The organism is Sphaerimonospora thailandensis (genome assembly GCF_016863115.1).
GTDB lineage: Bacteria > Actinomycetota > Actinomycetes > Streptosporangiales > Streptosporangiaceae > Sphaerimonospora > Sphaerimonospora cavernae.
The window spans coordinates 20,742-37,529 of sequence record NZ_BOOG01000019.1 but is presented as its reverse complement, the minus strand read 5'-3'; the positions used below and the strand labels follow the sequence as shown (position 1 = coordinate 37,529).

Genomic DNA, 16,788 nt, shown 5'->3' with positions numbered 1-16,788 from the left:
TCGGAGCTTATTCGACCAGGACTACCGTTATCCGCATGTCTGTCCAGATCTACCGATGGCTTCGGTTGCGACTTGGTGTAGCTGACGCGGATACAGCAGGATGTGCGGCATGAGCGCTCCGCTGACGCCGGACTTCGCCAACGGCGAGGTGTCCTTCTGGTATCGGTCCCTCGGCGTCCCCGAGCCCGGCGAGCCGCTCGACGGCGACCTCAAGGCCGATGTGGCCATCGTCGGCGCCGGATACACGGGCCTGTGGACCGCCTACTACCTGAAGAAGGCCGAGCCTCACCTGCGGGTCGTCGTCCTGGAGAAGGAGTTCGCCGGGTTCGGCGCCTCCGGCCGCAACGGCGGCTGGCTGACCGGGGCGCTCGCCGGGTCGCCGGAGCGGTACGCGAAGACGCACAGCCCGGACGCCGCCAAGCGGCTCCAGCGTGCCATGTTCGAGACGATCGACGAGGTCATCCGGGTCGCCGCCGCCGAGGGCATCGAGGCCGACGTCGTCAAGGGCGGCCTGCTCACGGTCGCGAGAAGCACCGCCCAGGACGTCCGGCTCCGCGAGGAACTGAACTACCAGCGGCAGTGGGGGTGGACCGAGGCGGACGTCCGCCTGCTCACCAGGGGTGAGATGGAGTCCCGGCTGCGGGTGTCGGGCGCGACCGGGGCCACCTGGAGCCCGCACTGCGCGCGGATCCAGCCCGCGAAGCTCGCCCGCGGCCTGGCCCGGGCCGTACGGAACCTCGGGGTGGAGGTCTACGAGCGGACCCCGGTCACCGAGATCTCCCGCGGCAGGGCGGTCACCCCGTACGGCACGGTGACCGCCCCCTACGTGCTGCGCTGCACCGAGGGGTTCACCGCGGCCATCCCCGGCCACCACCGCGACTGGCTGCCGATGAACAGCTCGATGATCGTCACCGAGCCGCTGCCGGAGGACGTGTGGGCGGAGATCGGGTGGAACGGCCGCGAACTGCTCGGGGACATGGCGCACTACTACATGTACGCCCAGCGGACGGCCGACGACCGGATCGCCTTCGGCGGCCGCGGCAAGCCGTACCTCTACGGGTCGAGGATCGACGACCGCGGGCACACCCCGACCTGGACGATCGACGCGCTGTGGGGCCTGCTCACCTCGTTCTTCCCGGCCGTGGCCGGGTTCCGGGTGGCGCACGCGTGGTCGGGTGTGCTCGGCGTGCCGCGCGACTGGTGTTCGACCGTGCACCTGGACCGGGAGACCGGTCTGGGCTGGGCGGGCGGCTACACCGGGCACGGCGTGACCACCACCAACCTGGCCGGCCGTACGCTCCGGGACCTCGTGCTCCGGCGTGAGAGCGAGTTGAGCGTGCTGCCGTGGGTGGACCGGCGGGTCCGCGCATGGGAGCCCGAGCCACTACGCTGGCTGGGCGTGCACTCGATGTACCGCCTCTACCGCATGGCCGACGCCCGCGAGAGCCGGGGGGCGGAACGGACCTCCGCACTCGCCAAGATCGCCGACCTCATCACCGGTCACTGAGCGGAAGACGGCACTGTGAGCTCAGACATCCTGTTCCGCGGCGGCCGCGCCTTCACTCCGCACGCCGTCAACTCCCGTGACTCCGGCGGCTCCGGCTCCGGTTCCGGCGGCTTCGCCGAGGCGGTCCTCGTCCGCGACGGCGTCATCGCCGCCGTGGGCGCCGAGGCCGATCTCGTACGGCTCTCGCCCGGGGCCGAGCCGGTCGACCTGGACGGTGGCCTGCTCACTCCGGGCTTCACCGACGCGCACATGCACCCGGTGCAGGCCGGGCTGGAGCGGGCCAGGTGTGATCTGGCCCAGGTGTACGGCCTCGACGCCTACCTCAGCGCTATATCCGACTATGCCGCGAAAAATCCATCCAAGGAGTGGATCGACGGCGGCGGGTGGGACATGTCGGCCTTCCCGGGCGGCCTCCCCCATCGGTCCCAGCTCGACTTCCTCGACCGCCCGGCGTACCTGATCCAGCGCGACCACCACGCCGCCTGGGTCAACACCCGGGCGCTGGAGCTGGCCGGGATCACCCGGGACACCCTCGACCCCGCGGACGGCCGCATCGAGCGGGATCCCGACGGCACGCCCAGCGGGGTGCTGCACGAGGGCGCGATGGACCTGGTCGGCCTGCTCACCCCGCGTCCGACCCCCGGCGACCTGGTGGCGGCCCTGCTCGACGCGCAGGCACACCTGTTCTCCCTGGGCGTCACCGGGTGGCAGGACGCGATCGTGGGGTCGTACGCCGGCTCGGACGACCAGCTTCCCGCGTATCTGTCCGCCGCCTCGTCCGGCCGCCTCACCGCTCGGGTGGTCGGCGCGCTGTGGTGGGACCGCGCGCGGGGGGCCGAGCAGGTTCCCGGCCTGGTCGAGCGGCGGGCCAGGGCCGAGGGCCTGGACCGGTTCCGGGCCACCGCCGTGAAGATCATGCAGGACGGCATCGCGGAGAACTTCACCGCCGCCGTCATCGAGCCCTACTGCCGCTGCGGCGGTCCCGAACTGGGCCGTGGCCTCTCCTACGTGGACCCCGCGCTGCTCAAGGTGTACGTCAAGGAGCTCGACGCTCTGGGGTTCCAGGTCCACTTCCACGCCATCGGCGAACGTGCCGTACGAGAGGCCCTGGACGCCCTGACCGGGACCGACCCGGGCAACCGCCACCACATCGCCCACCTGCAGATCATCACGCCGCAGGACGTGCCGCGCTTCGCCGAGCTCGGCGTGACCGCGAACCTGCAGCCGCTGTGGGCCACCCACCACGCGCAGATGGACGAGCTGTGCATTCCGTACCTCGGCACGGAGCGCTCGTCCTGGCAGTATCCCTTCGCCGATCTCGTACGGCACGGCACCCGCCTCGCGGCGGGCTCCGACTGGCCGGTGTCGTCGGCCGACCCGCTGCAGGGCATGCACGTCGCGGTCAACCGCACCGAGCCGGGAGGGTCGGTTCACGCGTCCTATCCCACCGCGCAGACTCCGTTCCTGCCCGGCCAGAGCATCGACCTCAGGACGGTCATGACCGCTTACACGGCGGGATCGGCCCGGCTGAACGGCTCACCGGCCGGGACGATCGAGGAGGGCAGGCCCGCCGACCTCGTGGTGCTCGACCGGGATCCGTTCACGCTCGACCCCAAGGAGATCTGGACGACTCGGGTGCGGATGACCTTCGTCGACGGGCGGCTCGTCCACGGCTGAGCCCTGCCCTCGATGCCTCGGGGCCTCGATCCGGACACGCCGAAGGCCCTCTCCGCATCGGCGGGGAGGGCCTTCGTTGGACCGAAAACCGGATGACCGGTCAGTAGATCGGGCGCGAGGAGGAGCGCAGCCGCTCCAGGGCCTCGGCGAGGATCTGCGCGCCGTCCTTGTCGCTGCGGCGCTCCTTCACGTACGCGAGGTGCGTCTTGTACGGCTCGTTCCTCGGCGGAGCCGGCGGATTCGCACTGTCCTGGCCCGCCGGAAGACCGCAACGCGGGCAGTCCCACAGCTCGGGAACCGCAGCGTCGCTGGCGAAACTCGGGCGCGTCTCGTGCATGTTCGCGCACCAGAACGAGACCCGTACCCGGGGGGCCGCCTCGCCGCGCTCGGCCTCTCCCATCGGGCCCGCGCCGACTCGGCTGCCACGGATCGCGTTGCCACTACCCACCGAAGAACTCCTTGCCTTGTTCCCCCCGCCCACGGGGGTGGTGAATCTCACTCATGCGCTGCCGCCGTACAGCGGGGGGCATCAGACCTAAGGCTTGAGCATCAGGCCCAGCGCGATGATGCAGACGAACCAGATGATGCCGGTGATGACGGTGAGCCGGTCCAGGTTGCGCTCCACCACGGAGGACCCGCCGAAGGACGACGAGAAACCGCCGCCGAACATGTCCGACAGACCGCCGCCCTTGCCTTTGTGAAGCAGGACGAGCAGCACCATCAGAGCGCTCGACAGGATGAGAGCGATGGAGATTCCGAGTTCCACTAGACCTGTTCCTATGTCCGGGCGTGCGCACGGTCCGTGTGCACGATCATCGGGCGTGATGGTTCAATCTTGCCTTATGAGGGTACGACCTGCTGTCAAGTCGCACCCCCATAATCACTCACCTAGCCGGAGATTTCACCAAAGCGGCAAATCTTTACGAACTCCCCTTGATCGAGGCTGGCCCCGCCGACGAGGGCGCCATCGATGTCGGGTTGCGCCATGATACCGGCGATGTTGTCCGACTTCACCGAGCCGCCGTAGAGGACACGCACCTCACCGGCCACGTCGCCGCCGTACAGGTCGGCGAGGCGGGTGCGGATGGCCCCGCACACCTCCTGGGCGTCCGCCGGGGTGGCGACCTCACCGGTGCCGATCGCCCAGACCGGCTCGTACGCCACGACGATCGACCTGGCCTGCTCGGCGGGGACACCGTCGAGCGCCCCGGCCAACTGGGCGAGCGTGTGCTCGACGTGGCGGCCCTCCTGCCGGATCGGCAGGCCCTCGCCGACGCACAGGATCGGCGTCAGCGAATGCCGGTAGGCCGCCTTGACCTTGGCGTTGCAGAGCGCCTCGTCCTCGGCGTGGTACTGCCGCCGCTCCGAGTGGCCGACCAGGGTGAACGTGCAGCCGAGCTTGGCGAGCATCGCGCCGGAGATCTCCCCGGTGTAGGCCCCGGAGTCGTGCCGCGACACGTCCTGCGCGCCGTACACGATGCGCAGCCTGTCGCCGTCGACCAGCGTCTGCACGCTGCGCAGGTCGGTGAACGGCGGGAGCACCGCGACGTCGACGGCGTCGTAGTCGCGGTCGGTGAGCGAGAACGCCAGCTTCTGAACCAGGTTGATGGCCTCGAGGTGGTTGAGGTTCATCTTCCAGTTGCCGGCGATGAGCGGCTTGCGGGCCATCTTGTCTTACTCCTCCAGCGCCGCGAGTCCGGGCAGCGTCTTGCCCTCGAGGTATTCGAGGCTGGCGCCGCCACCGGTAGAGATGTGCGAGAAACCGTCTTCGGGCAGGCCGAGGCGTCGCACGGCCGCGGCCGAGTCGCCGCCGCCGACCACGGTGAACGCCTCCGAGCCGACCAGCGCCTCCGCCACGGCCCGGGTGCCGCCCGAGAACGCGTCGAACTCGAACACGCCCATCGGGCCGTTCCAGAACACCGTGCGGGCGTCGGCCAGCTTGGCGGCGAACAGCTCACGCGTGCGCGGACCGATGTCCAGGCCCTGCCGGTCGGCCGGGATCGCGGTCGCGTCGACGACGTCACGCGGTGCGTCGGCGGCGAAGTGGGTGGCGGCCAGCACGTCCACCGGGAGCAGCAGCTCCACCCCGCGGGCCGCGGCCTCGTCCAGGAAGCCGCGCACCGTGTCGAGCTGGTCCTCCTGCAGCAGCGAGCCGCCGACCTCGTGGCCCTGCGCCTTGAGGAAGGTGTAGGCCATGCCGCCGCCCACCAGCAGCCGGTCGACCTTGGCCAGCAGGTTGGCGATCACGCCGAGCTTGTCGGAGACCTTCGCGCCGCCCAGGACCACGACGTACGGCCTGGCCGGGTCCTCGGTCAGCCGCCTGAGCACCTCGACCTCGGCGAGGATCAGGTCACCGGCGGCGTGCGGCAGCCGCTTGGGCACGTCGTAGACGCTGGCATGCTTGCGGTGGACCGCGCCGAAGCCGTCGCCGACGTACAGCTCGGCCAGCGCGGCGAGGCGGTCGGCGAACTCGCCCCTGGCCGCGTCGTCCTTGGACTCCTCGCCCGGCTCGAAGCGCAGGTTCTCCAGCAGGGCGACCTGACCGTCCTGCAGGGCCTCCACCGTGCTCCTGGCCGACTCGCCGACCACGTCGGCGGCGAACGCGACGTCCTCGCCGAGCAGCTCGGCCAGGCGCCGGGAGACCGGCGCCAGCGAGTACTTCGGGGTGGGCGTGCCCTTCGGACGGCCGAGGTGGGCGCCCACGATCACGCGGGCGCCGCGCTCCAGCAGCTTCCTGATCGTGGGCACCGACGCGCGGATCCGGCCGTCGTCGGTGATCGTCTCCCCGTCCAGGGGGACGTTGAGGTCGGCGCGCACGAACACGCGCCGGCCCTTCACGTCGAGCTCGTCGATTCCGATCATCGCAGGGAGGCGCCCACGTACTCGATCAGGTCGACGAGGCGGTTGGAGTAGCCCCACTCGTTGTCGTACCAGCCGACGGTCTTGACCTGGTTGCCGATCACCTTGGTCAGGCCCGCGTCGAAGATGCATGACGCCGGGTCGGTCACGATGTCGGAGGAGACGATCGGGTCCTCGGTGTAGGTGAGGACGCCCTTCAGCGCGCCCTCGGCGGCGGCCTTCAGCGCGGCGTTGACCTCCTCGACGTTGGTCTCGCGCTTGACCTCGACCGTCAGGTCGGTGGCCGAGCCGGTGGGGATCGGCACGCGCAGCGCGAAGCCGTCCAGCCTGCCCTTCAGCTCCGGCAGGACCAGGCCGATGGCCTTGGCGGCGCCGGTCGAGGTGGGGACGATGTTCAGCGCGGCGGCCCGGGCGCGACGCAGGTCCTTGTGCGGGCCGTCCTGCAGGTTCTGGTCCTGGGTGTAGGCGTGGATTGTGGTCATCAGGCCCTTCTCGATGCCGAAGGTGTCGTTGATGACCTTGGCCATCGGGGCCAGGCAGTTCGTCGTGCAGGACGCGTTGGAGATGATCGTGTGCGCGGCGGGGTCGTACCTGTCGTGGTTGACGCCCATGACGATGGTCACGTCTTCGTTCTTCGCGGGCGCGGAGATGATGACCTTCTTCGCCCCGTTGTCGGCGTGCACCTTCGCCTTGGTGGCGTCGGTGAACAGGCCGGTCGACTCCACGACGACGTCGACGCCCAGGTCGCCCCAGGGCAGCTTCGCCGGGTCGCGCTCGGCGAAGGCCTTGATCGCCTTGCCGTCGACGGTGATCTCGTCGGCGGACGCCTTCACCTCGTACGGCAGGCGGCCCAGGATGCTGTCGTACTTCAGCAGGTGGGCGAGCGTGGCGTTGTCGGTAAGGTCATTGACCGCGACGATCTCGATGTCCTTGCCGCTGGCCGCCACAGCGCGCCAGAAATTGCGGCCGATACGGCCGAAGCCGTTGACGCCTACGCGGATGCTCACGGAACAGATCTCCTCGTACGTCTTGCGCCGGCGAGTCCGGCGACGAACTCTTGAACCTCAATCACAGACCCTATCGCGCCCCAAATTGGTGTAGACCACGGGGCCTCCATCACTGGGTCAGCATGTCGGCGGTGAGGTTCGCCTCGGTGTTGGCGATGCCGAGATCCTGCGCTCTCTTGTCCGCCATGGCGAGCAGGCGGCGGATCCGGCCGGCGATCGCGTCCTTGGTCAGCGGCGGGTCGGCGATCTGGCCCAGCTCCTCCAGGGACGCCTGTTTGTGCTCCACCCGTAGCCGCCCGGCGATCACCAGATGCTCGGGCGCCTCGTCGCCGAGGATCTCCAGGGCCCGCTGCACACGCGCCCCGGCGGCGACCGCGGCGCGGGCCGATCTGCGCAGATTGGCGTCGTCGAAGTTGGCCAGGCGGTTGGCGGTGGCCCGCACCTCGCGGCGCATCCGCCGCTCCTCCCAGGCCAGCACGCTGTCATGGGCGCCCATGCGGGTGAGCAGCGCGCTGATCGCGTCGCCGTCGCGGACCACGACCCGGTCGACGCCCCGCACCTCCCGGGCCTTGGCGTGGATTTTCAGCCGCCGGGCCGAGCCGACCAGCGCCAGCGCCGCCTCGGGACCGGGGCAGGTCACCTCCAGGGACATCGAGCGGCCGGGCTCGGTGAGCGAGCCGTGCGCGAGGAAGGCCCCGCGCCAGGCCGCCTCGGCGTCGCAGGTGGCCCCGGAGACCACCTGCCGAGGCAGCCCCCGTACGGGTCTGCCGTGGTTGTCGATGAGGCCGGTCTGCCTGGCCAGCGCGTCGCCGTCCCGGTAGACGCGCACCAGGTAGCGCGAACCCTTGCGCAGCCCGGCCGGGGCCAGCACGAGCACCTCGGCCTTGTGGCCGAACACCTCGCCGATGTCCTTGATCAGCCGTCGTGCGGTGACGTTGGTGTCGAGCTCCGCTTCGATCACGATCCGCCCGCCGACGAGGTGCAGGCCGCTCGCGAATCGCAGCAGCGTCGAGACCTCGGCCTTGCGGCAACAGGGCTTGAGCACCGTAAGACGGCTCAGCTCATCCTTCACCACACCCGTCATGGCCATCTGCGCGTGCCTCCCCCAAAACAGACTCTGCCGTCAGTCTCTCGCAGGTTCGGAGGAGGCAATCACCGCTTTCCATGGAAAATCTCGTCCAGGACCGCGGCAAGACGTGGTCCATCGTGCCGCGCAGATCCGTCAGAAGCCCCCACATCGGCCAAAACCAAGCGGCCCCCCATCGACGCCGCCGCCTTCTCGAGCGCCAGCTGATCACCCACCACGCCACAGTCGGCGATGACCGCGTCGACGGACAGATCGGGGGCGTGCTCCCGGAGCACCTCCAGGTGCTTCTCAGGGGAGAAGCCGTCGGTCTCCCCCGGCTGCGGGGCCAGATTCAGGATCACCAGCCGTTTCGCCCGCGTCGTGTGCAGCGCGCGGGCCAGCGCCGGCACCTTGAGGTGCGGCAGCACGCTGGTGAACCACGAACCCGGCCCGAAGACCACCCAGTCGGCCTCCTCGATCGCCGTTACGGCCTGCGGGCAGGCGGGGGGGTCGGAAGGCAGCAGCGAGATCGACCGGACCCGGCCCGGGGTGAGCGCGCACGCCACCTGCCCCCGGATGGTCGTGATCCGCCCGTCCAGCTCGACCTCGGCCTGGATGTCGAGCGGCACCGAGGCCATCGGCAGCACTCTGCCGTGCGCGCCCAGCAGCCGCCCCACCCACTCCAGACCCTTCACCGGGTCGCCGAGCAACTCCCAGAGGGCGACGATGAGGAGGTTGCCGACGGCGTGGCCGTGCAGCTCCCCCTCACTGCGGAACCGGTGCTGGACGACCTCGCTCCAGGTTTTCCCCCACTCGTCGTCACCGCACAGCGCGGCGAGGGCCATCCGCAGGTCGCCGGGCGGCAACACGCCCAGTTCACGCCTGAGACGGCCGCTGGAGCCCCCGTCGTCGGCGACGGTCACCACGGCGGTGAGATCGTCGGTCACGGTCCTGAGCGCGGACAGGGAGGCGTAGAGGCCGTGGCCGCCGCCGAGGGCGACGACCTTGGGGTGCAGGGGGATCACTTAACCGAATCGTTCCGAATCGCTGCGGCCGGGCCGGGCATCACTCGCGGCCCACGTCCCGATGACTGACCTGCACGTCCATGCCGCGATCGCGCAGCCGGGCGGCGAGCTGCTCGGTCATGGCGACGCTGCGGTGCTTGCCGCCGGTGCATCCGACGGCCAGCGTGGCGTAGCCCTTGCCCTCGCGGGCGTAGCCGGCGGCCACGATCCCGAAGACCTCCTCGTAGCCGTCGAGGAACTCCTTGGCTCCCGGCTGGCCGAGCACGTAGTCCCGGACCGGGGTGTCGAGTCCGTTCATCGGCCGCAGCTCCGGCACCCAATGGGGATTGGGCAGGAACCGGCAGTCGACGACGAGGTCGGCGTCCACCGGCAGGCCGTACTTGTAGCCGAACGAGACGACGTTGACCTTCAGGCCCGGCCGGTCCTCTCCACCGAAGAACGAGACGATCTTCTTGCGCAGCTCGTGGACGTTGAGCAGGGAGGTGTCGATCACCAGGTCGGCGTTGGCCCGCACCTCGCGCAGGATGCCGCGCTCGCGGTCGATCCCGTCGACGAGCCGCCCGTCGCCCTGGAGGGGATGCGGGCGGCGCACGTTCTCGAACCTGCGGACCAGTTCCTCGTCGCTGGCCTCCAGGAACACCGTGCGTACGGCGACGCCCCGGGCGTCCAGCTCCTTGATCGCGGCGTTGAGGTCGGTGGTGAAGGCGAGGCTGCGCACATCGACGACCGCCGCCACCCGATCGGTGGCCATGTTGGCCTTGCCGGCCTCCTCCGCCACGGAGAACAGCAGGCCCGGCGGCAGGTTGTCGATGACGAACCAACCGAGATCCTCCAGCGCCTTCGCGGCGGTGCTCCGCCCGGCGCCGGACATGCCGGTCACCACCACGACCGCCGAATCAGTCGTGCCCATGCTCCCTCACCACCCTCCCACCAGGAGAAATTCAGCGCCTCTACCGGAGCTTGCCACCATACCCGGCGGCGCCGTCGTCGGCACGCCGCGGCCCTGTCACGCCCTGTCATCGCCAGCCGGCCCGTCATCACCGGCCGGCCGGTCGCCGCGCAGCGCCGCGACGATCGCCTCGGCGGTGGCCGGACCGATGCCCGGCACCTGGCAGATCTCCTGCGGCCCCGCGTCCCGTAACCGCTTCACCGACCCGAAGTGGCGCAGCAGCGCCTGCCGGCGCGCCGGGCCCAGGCCGGGGACGCCGTCCAGCGCGCTCTCCTTCAGGCCCTTGGACCGTTTGGACCGGTGGTAGGCGATGGCGAACCGGTGCGCCTCGTCGCGGACCCGCTGCAGCAGGTAGAGGCCCTCACTGGTCCGGGGCAGGATCACCGGCTGGTCGTCGCCCGGGAGCCACACCTCCTCCAGCCGCTTGGCCAGGCCGCAGACGGCCACGTCGTCGACGCCGAGCTCGTCGAGCGCGCGCTGCGCGGCCGCCGCCTGCGCCGGGCCGCCGTCCACCACGACCAGGTTCGGCGGATAGGCGAACTTGCGCGGGCGGCCGGTCTCCGGGTCGATCGGCATCCCCGCGCCCGGCTCGCGGCCGTCCTGGTCGACGCCGCCCTCGCCATCCGCCGCGTCCAGCTCGCCGGTGACCGCCCGCTCCTCCAGGTACCGCTTGAACCGGCGGCGGATGACCTCATGGATCGAGGCGACGTCGCCGTCGGCGCTCCTGATCGAGAACCGCCGATATTCGCTCTTGCGCGCCAGGCCGTCCTCGAAGACCACCATGGAGGCCACCACGTCGGAACCCTGCATGTGCGACACGTCGTAGCACTCGACGCGCAGCGGGGCCTGGTCGAGGCCGAGCGCGTCGGCGATCTCCTGCAGGGCCAGGCTGCGCGTGGTGAGATCGCTCGCGCGCCGCAGCCTGTGCTGGGCCAGCGCCTCCTTGGCGTTGCGCTCGACGGTCTCCATCAGGCTCTTCTTGTCGCCCCGCTGGGGGACGCGCAGGTCGACGCGGGCGCCGCGCTGCTCGCTCAGCAGCTCGACCACCGCCTCGCCGTCCGGCGGCGCCGCCGGGACGAGGATCTCCTTGGGGATGGCGGCCTCGCCGTAGATCTGCAGCAGGAACAGCTCGACGAGCTGACCCGTCGTGGCATCCTCGACCTTGTCGACCACCCAGCCACGCCGGCCGCGGATTCGTCCGCCACGCACGTAGAAGACCTGGACGGCGGCCTCCAGCGCGTCCTCCGCCAGGGCGATCACATCGCAGTCGATGCTCTCGCCGAGGACGACCGCCTGCTTCTCCAGGGCCCGCTGGAGAGCCTGGACGTCGTCGCGGAGCCGGGCGGCCCGCTCGAACTCCTCGGCCGCGGCGGCCTCGCGCATCTCACGCTCCAGCCGCTTGATGAACCGGCCGCTGTTGCCGGCCATGAAGTCGCAGAAGTCCTCGGCGATCGCCCGGTGCTCCTCGGGCGTGACCCGCCCGACGCAGGGGGCCGAGCACTTGTCGATGTAGCCCAGCAGGCAGGGCCGTCCGATCTGACCTGCTCGCTTGAACACCCCGGCCGAGCAGGTGCGCACCGGGAACACCCGCAGCAGCAGGTCGACGGTCTCCCTGATCGCCCAGGCGTGCGAGTAGGGGCCGAAATACCGCGTGCCCTTGCGCTTGGCGCCCCGCAGCACCTGCACGCGCGGGAAATCCTCCCCCATCGTCACGGCGAGGTACGGATACGACTTGTCGTCCCGGTACTTCACGTTGAACCTGGGGTCGTACTCCTTGATCCAGGAGTACTCCAGTTGGAGTGCCTCGACCTCGGTGCCGACCACCGTCCAGTCCACCGAGGCCGCGGTCGTCAGCATCGTCTGGGTGCGCGGGTGCAGGCCGGCGAAGTCGGTGAAGTAGGAGCCCAGCCGCTGCCGCAGGCTCTTCGCCTTGCCGACGTAGATCACCCGGCCGCCCGGGTCGCGGAAACGATAGACGCCGGGCGATTCGGGGATCGAGCCGGGCGCCGGTCGGTAGGTTGCCGGATCCGCCACACCGCAAAGCCTACTTGTCCCGACCGACAACGCCGCCGGGCCGCGATCGGCCGGCCCGGCGGCCTTCATGTCAGGTGAGGCTGATGGTGCCGTCGGTCACGTTGATCTTCTGCTCGGGCAGGGGCGTCTCGGCGGGACCCTCCCTGACCGATCCGTCCTTGATGTCGAACTTGCTGCCGTGGCAGGGACAGTTGATCGTGCCGTTCGCGACGGTGCCGACCAGGCAGTGCTTGTGGGTGCAGACCGCGCTGAACGCCTTGAACTCCCCCTGGACGGGCTGGGTGATGACGACCTTCTGCTCCCGGAAGATCTTCCCCCCGCCCTCGGGGATGTCCGCGACCTGGGCGACCGGCCCGGTGGCGGTGGGCTCCGACGCGACGGAGCCGCCCGTGTCGCCGTTGCCCCCGCACGCGGTGAGCGCCACGGCGAGCCCGGCTCCCCCGGCCCCGAAGATCACTGCACGGCGCGTCGCGGTCGCATCCGCCATGTTCTCTTTCCTGTTCATCGTCCCTCCCCAGGGGGTGTCCCGTGGATCTCTGCCGAGCGAGGACCCACGAGACACGTCCCTCCGCTGCACCCTATGCCGCCGCTGCCGCGGTGGGGGAATCCGCGTCAAACGTCAAGGATCTTGCGGAGGAACATCCCGGTGTGGCTCTCCTCGACTCGGGCCACCTCTTCGGGGGTCCCGGTGGCGACGACCCGGCCTCCTCGGGAGCCGCCCTCCGGCCCCATGTCGATGATCCAGTCAGCCGTCTTGATCACGTCGAGGTTGTGCTCGATGACGATGACCGTGTTGCCGTTGTCCACGAGGCGGTTGAGCACGCCGAGCAGCCGGCGGATGTCCTCGAAGTGCAGGCCGGTCGTCGGCTCGTCCAGCACGTAGACCGTGCGGCCGGTGGACCGCCGCTGCAGTTCGGAGGCGAGCTTGACCCGCTGGGCCTCACCGCCCGACAGCGTGGTGGCGGGCTGGCCGAGCCGTACGTAACCGAGGCCGACGTCGTTCAGCGTCTGCAGGTGGCGGCGGATCGCCGGGATCGCGTCGAAGAACTCCAGCGCCTCCTCGATCGGCATGTCGAGCACCTCGGCGATCGTCTTGCCCTTGTAGTGGACCTCCAGGGTCTCCCGGTTGTACCGCGCGCCGTGGCAGACCTCGCAGGGCACGTAGACGTCCGGCAGGAAGTTCATCTCGATCTTGATGGTGCCGTCGCCGGAGCAGGCCTCGCACCGGCCGCCCTTGACGTTGAAGCTGAACCGTCCGGGCAGGTAGCCGCGGACCTTCGCCTCGGTCGTCGAGGCGAACAGCTTGCGCACGTGGTCGAAGACGCCCGTGTAGGTCGCCGGGTTGGACCGGGGCGTACGGCCGATCGGCGACTGGTCGACGTGCACGACCTTGTCGAGCAGGTCAGTGCCGGTCACCCGCGAGTGCCGTCCGGGCACGGTGCGTGCGCCGTTCAGCTCCTTCGCCAGCGCGCTGTAGAGGATGTCGTTGACCAGCGTGGACTTGCCCGAGCCCGAAACCCCGGTCACGGCCGTGAAGACGCCCAGCGGGAACTCCACGTCGACGCCGGTCAGGTTGTGCTCGCGGGCGCCCTTGACGACGAGCTGCCGCTTCCTGTCGCGCTTGCGCCTTTCGGCCGGCACGGCGATCGCCTTGCGTCCGGAAAGGTAGGCCCCGGTGAGCGACTGTTCGCAGGCCAGCAACTCCTGCACGGTGCCGGACACGACGACCTGGCCGCCGTGCTCGCCAGCGCCGGGGCCGATGTCCACCACCCAGTCGGCGGCGGCGATCGTGTCCTCGTCGTGCTCGACCACGATCAGCGTGTTGCCCATGTCGCGCAGCCGGATCAGCGTCTCCAGCAGCCGGTGGTTGTCCCGCTGGTGCAGGCCGATCGACGGCTCGTCCAGGACGTACAGCACGCCGACGAGACCGGAGCCGATCTGGGTGGCGAGCCGGATCCGCTGCGCCTCACCGCCCGCCAGCGTCCCGGCGGCGCGGTCCAGCGTGAGGTAGTCGAGGCCGACGTCCAGCAGGAAGCCGAGCCGGGCGTTGATCTCCTTGACCACCCGTTCGGCGATGTGCCGGTCACGCTCGGACAGCGACAGCCCCGACAGGAACGCGGCGCACTCGCCGATCGACATCCCGGCGACCTCGGCGATCGAGGCGTCGCCGACGGTGACCGCCAGCGACACCGGCTTGAGACGGCGTCCCCGGCAGGCGGGGCAGGGGATCTCCCGCATGAAGCCCTCGAACCGCTCCCTGCCGGAGTCGCTCTCCGACTCGGCGTGCCTGCGTTGCACCCAGGGGATGACGCCCTCGAACGCCGTGTAGTAGGACCGCTGCCGGCCGAACCGGTTGGTGTAGCGGATGTGGACCTGCTCGTCGTGCCCCTGCAGGATCGCCTTCTGCGCCTTCTTGGGCAGGCGCTCCCACGGCGTGTCCAGGTCGAAGCCCAGCATGTTGCCGAGCCCCTCCAGCAGCCGGACGAAGTAGTCGCTGGTGTGGCCGTTCGACCAGGGACCGACGGCGCCGTCGCCGAGCGTCCGCTCGGGGTCGGGGACCACCAGCTCGGGGTCGACCTCCATGCGGGTGCCGAGACCGGTGCACTCGGGACAGGCGCCGAACGGCGAGTTGAACGAGAACGACCGGGGCTCCAGCTCCTCGAACGACAGGTCGTCGTAGGGGCAGTAGAGGTGTTCGGAGTAGAACCGCTCCCGGTTGGGGTCGTCCTCGGGCAGGTCGACGAAGTCGAGGGTGATCGTGCCACCGGACAGGCGCAGCGCGGTCTCCACCGAGTCGGTCAGCCGCCGCCGCGCGCCGTCCTTGACCGCGAGCCGGTCGACGATCACCTCGATGTCGTGCTTCTCGTACTTCTTGAGCGTCGGCGGCTCCTCCAGCCTGATCACCGTGCCGTCGACCCTGGCCCGCGCGTAGCCCTTGGTCTGCAGCTCGCGGAACAGCTCGCCGTACTCTCCCTTGCGACCCCGCACGACCGGCGCGAGCACCTGGAAGCGGGTGCCCTCGGGCAGCTCCAGCACCCGGTCGACGATCTGCTGCGGGGTCTGCCTGGCGATCGGCCGGGCGCACCGCGGACAGTGCGGCCTGCCGATCCGCGCCCAGAGCAGACGGAGGTAGTCGTAGACCTCGGTGATGGTGCCGACGGTCGAACGGGGGTTGCGGCTGGTCGACTTCTGGTCGATCGACACGGCCGGGGACAGTCCCTCGATGAAGTCCACGTCGGGCTTGTCCATCTGGCCCAGGAACTGGCGGGCATAGGCGGACAGCGACTCGACATAGCGGCGCTGACCCTCGGCGAAGATCGTGTCGAAGGCCAGGCTGGACTTTCCGGATCCGGACAGTCCGGTGAAGACGATCAGAGCGTCCCGCGGCAGGTCCAGCGAGACGTCCTTCAAGTTGTGCTCACGTGCGCCACGCACGATCAGGCGGTCAGCCACGGCGGTCCCGAAAGGTCGAAGAAGTCAACAGAGGTGCCCGGGGAGGCTATCCGGAGCCACCGACATTTTCCGGCGACCTCTCAATCCAGGGTATGCATCCCGGCAAACCCGCGTCCCCCGTTCCGCCATGGGGTGGCTAGCGTGGCCGTACGGAAGCACGAAGGGAAGACAGATGAGCTACACGGGCGACGTCGTCAAGAACGGGCCGGCGGACGTGCGGGAACTGCCCGCGCTGGTCATTTCGAAGATCGAGGTGGGCGACTTCGGCAACAACGCCTACCTGCTGCGGTGCGCGGAGACGGGCGACGGACTGCTCATCGACGCCGCCGCCCAACCCGGCCGGCTGCTCGATCTCATCGGAGACCACCCCATCAGCTCGATCGTGACCACCCATCGGCACATGGACCACTGGCTGGCGCTGGAGGACGTGGCCCGGGCGACCGGCGCCCAGATCGTCGCGCACCCGCTCGACGCGCCCGAACTGCCGGTACGGGTCACCCAGGAGGTCGAGCACGGGGACAGGGTGACCGTCGGCGTGATCACCCTGGAGGTCGTCCACCTGCGCGGCCACACGCCCGGCTCGATCGCGCTGCACTACCCGGGGCACCTGTTCACCGGCGACTCGCTCTTCCCCGGCGGCGTCGGCAACACCGAGAAGGATCCGGCGAGGTTCGAGCGGCTCTACACCGACGTGGTGGAGCGGCTGTTCGACCGGCTACCGGACGAGACGTGGGTCTACCCCGGCCATGGCAAGGACACGACGCTCGGGGCCGAGCGCCCGCACCTGGCGGAGTGGAAGGCACGCGGCTGGTGAGCCGTATCCATCTGTGAGCCGTACCGGTCGCCGAGCCGCCGCTCAGACGCCCTCCAGGCCCGGATGGGGGCGTGGATCGCCGGTCGTGAAGACCCTGACGATCCGGTCCGCGGCGGCGGCCGGCTCGTCCGCGCTCTCCACCACGTCACCCCAGGACCAGCGGTAGAACCAGCCGTCCGACATCGCCACGCAGTCGACCGTCTCGCTGAAGATCGCCGCGTCGGGGTCGCGGACCTTCAGCGACGGCGGATCGGGCCGCAGGGAGGCCTCCAGCCCCCGCAGCTCCAGCTCACGTGCCAGCTTGCCGAGGAAATACGTCAGGGTGTGCTCGCGAGGCATGGCGACCAGGGCTCCATTGGCTAGACGATCAATCTGGATGTGGTTGCCAGGACCCGTG

General features: G+C 70.1%; 15 protein-coding genes. 3 read left to right on the top strand and 12 right to left on the bottom strand.

Annotated elements, in window-relative coordinates:
• Positions 1 to 109 precede the first annotated feature (109 nt).
• Together Mth01_RS11320 and Mth01_RS11315 are read left to right on the top strand one after the other, a co-directional pair.
• On the top strand, positions 110 to 1,507 hold the full coding sequence (locus tag Mth01_RS11320; RefSeq protein WP_239089578.1) for an NAD(P)/FAD-dependent oxidoreductase: 1,398 nt from the start codon (positions 110 to 112) through the stop codon (positions 1,505 to 1,507).
• A gap of 15 nt (positions 1,508 to 1,522) precedes the next feature.
• Positions 1,523 to 3,184 carry an amidohydrolase gene (locus Mth01_RS11315; protein ID WP_239089577.1) on the top strand — a complete coding sequence of 554 codons (1,662 nt, stop codon included), beginning with the start codon at positions 1,523 to 1,525 and terminating at the stop codon, positions 3,182 to 3,184.
• Between the two features lie 100 nt (positions 3,185 to 3,284).
• On the opposite strand, the gene Mth01_RS11310 is transcribed toward Mth01_RS11315, so the two are convergent.
• From Mth01_RS11310 to uvrA, 11 genes are all read right to left on the bottom strand, one after another.
• Positions 3,285 to 3,632: an RNA polymerase-binding protein RbpA gene (locus tag Mth01_RS11310; protein ID WP_204015623.1), complete on the bottom strand. Its 348-nt coding sequence runs from the start codon at positions 3,630 to 3,632 to the stop codon at positions 3,285 to 3,287.
• Between the two features lie 87 nt (positions 3,633 to 3,719).
• A complete protein-coding gene (secG, locus tag Mth01_RS11305; protein ID WP_204015621.1) occupies positions 3,720 to 3,950 on the bottom strand; it encodes a preprotein translocase subunit SecG in 231 nt (76 codons plus the stop codon).
• 122 nt (positions 3,951 to 4,072) lie between these two features.
• Entirely contained in the window at positions 4,073 to 4,852 is a 780-nt protein-coding gene (tpiA, locus tag Mth01_RS11300; protein WP_204015619.1) for a triose-phosphate isomerase, read from the bottom strand.
• A gap of 6 nt (positions 4,853 to 4,858) precedes the next feature.
• Positions 4,859 to 6,046 (bottom strand): phosphoglycerate kinase, encoded by a 1,188-nt coding sequence (locus Mth01_RS11295; RefSeq protein WP_204015617.1) that lies wholly within the window; start codon positions 6,044 to 6,046, stop codon positions 4,859 to 4,861.
• The gene (gap, locus tag Mth01_RS11290; protein WP_204015615.1) at positions 6,043 to 7,050 is read right to left on the bottom strand and encodes a type I glyceraldehyde-3-phosphate dehydrogenase; all 1,008 of its coding nucleotides are present in this window, start codon (positions 7,048 to 7,050) and stop codon (positions 6,043 to 6,045) included. The genes Mth01_RS11295 and gap overlap by 4 nt, the downstream gene beginning before the upstream one ends.
• Positions 7,051 to 7,159: 109 nt before the next feature.
• Positions 7,160 to 8,140, bottom strand: a complete 981-nt coding sequence (gene whiA, locus Mth01_RS11285; RefSeq protein ID WP_204015613.1) for a DNA-binding protein WhiA — start codon at positions 8,138 to 8,140, stop codon at positions 7,160 to 7,162.
• Positions 8,141 to 8,202: 62 nt separating this feature from the next.
• Positions 8,203 to 9,141, bottom strand: coding sequence for a gluconeogenesis factor YvcK family protein (locus Mth01_RS11280; RefSeq protein WP_239089576.1), 939 nt, complete (start codon positions 9,139 to 9,141; stop codon positions 8,203 to 8,205).
• A 40-nt stretch (positions 9,142 to 9,181) separates the two neighbouring features.
• Positions 9,182 to 10,051 (bottom strand): RNase adapter RapZ, encoded by an 870-nt coding sequence (rapZ, locus tag Mth01_RS11275; RefSeq protein WP_204015611.1) that lies wholly within the window; start codon positions 10,049 to 10,051, stop codon positions 9,182 to 9,184.
• A 96-nt stretch (positions 10,052 to 10,147) separates the two neighbouring features.
• Positions 10,148 to 12,124: an excinuclease ABC subunit UvrC gene (gene uvrC / locus Mth01_RS11270; protein ID WP_239089575.1), complete on the bottom strand. Its 1,977-nt coding sequence runs from the start codon at positions 12,122 to 12,124 to the stop codon at positions 10,148 to 10,150.
• 70 nt (positions 12,125 to 12,194) lie between these two features.
• On the bottom strand, positions 12,195 to 12,629 hold the full coding sequence (locus Mth01_RS11265) for a Rieske (2Fe-2S) protein (RefSeq protein ID WP_239089574.1): 435 nt from the start codon (positions 12,627 to 12,629) through the stop codon (positions 12,195 to 12,197).
• Between the two features lie 107 nt (positions 12,630 to 12,736).
• The gene (gene uvrA, locus Mth01_RS11260) at positions 12,737 to 15,577 is read right to left on the bottom strand and encodes an excinuclease ABC subunit UvrA (protein ID WP_204015606.1); all 2,841 of its coding nucleotides are present in this window, start codon (positions 15,575 to 15,577) and stop codon (positions 12,737 to 12,739) included.
• Between the two features lie 172 nt (positions 15,578 to 15,749).
• Between uvrA and Mth01_RS11255 the strand changes: the two genes are divergently transcribed.
• Positions 15,750 to 16,391, top strand: a complete 642-nt coding sequence (locus Mth01_RS11255; protein WP_204015605.1) for an MBL fold metallo-hydrolase — start codon at positions 15,750 to 15,752, stop codon at positions 16,389 to 16,391.
• A gap of 42 nt (positions 16,392 to 16,433) precedes the next feature.
• Here Mth01_RS11255 and Mth01_RS11250 read toward each other — a convergent pair whose 3' ends face one another.
• A complete protein-coding gene (locus Mth01_RS11250) occupies positions 16,434 to 16,730 on the bottom strand; it encodes a hypothetical protein (protein WP_204015603.1) in 297 nt (98 codons plus the stop codon).
• Between the last annotated feature and the right edge of the window lie 58 nt (positions 16,731 to 16,788).

Coding starts and splice junctions, on each gene's coding strand:
- Mth01_RS11320 (WP_239089578.1), top strand. CDS start 110: ATGAGCGCTCCGCTGACGCCGGACTTCGCCAACGGCGAGGTGTCCTTC.
- tpiA (WP_204015619.1), bottom strand. CDS start 4,852: ATGGCCCGCAAGCCGCTCATCGCCGGCAACTGGAAGATGAACCTCAAC.
- Mth01_RS11295 (WP_204015617.1), bottom strand. CDS start 6,046: ATGATCGGAATCGACGAGCTCGACGTGAAGGGCCGGCGCGTGTTCGTG.
- whiA (WP_204015613.1), bottom strand. CDS start 8,140: ATGGCCATGACGGGTGTGGTGAAGGATGAGCTGAGCCGTCTTACGGTG.
- rapZ (WP_204015611.1), bottom strand. CDS start 10,051: ATGGGCACGACTGATTCGGCGGTCGTGGTGGTGACCGGCATGTCCGGC.
- Mth01_RS11265 (WP_239089574.1), bottom strand. CDS start 12,629: ATGAACAGGAAAGAGAACATGGCGGATGCGACCGCGACGCGCCGTGCA.
- Mth01_RS11255 (WP_204015605.1), top strand. CDS start 15,750: ATGAGCTACACGGGCGACGTCGTCAAGAACGGGCCGGCGGACGTGCGG.
- Mth01_RS11250 (WP_204015603.1), bottom strand. CDS start 16,730: ATGCCTCGCGAGCACACCCTGACGTATTTCCTCGGCAAGCTGGCACGT.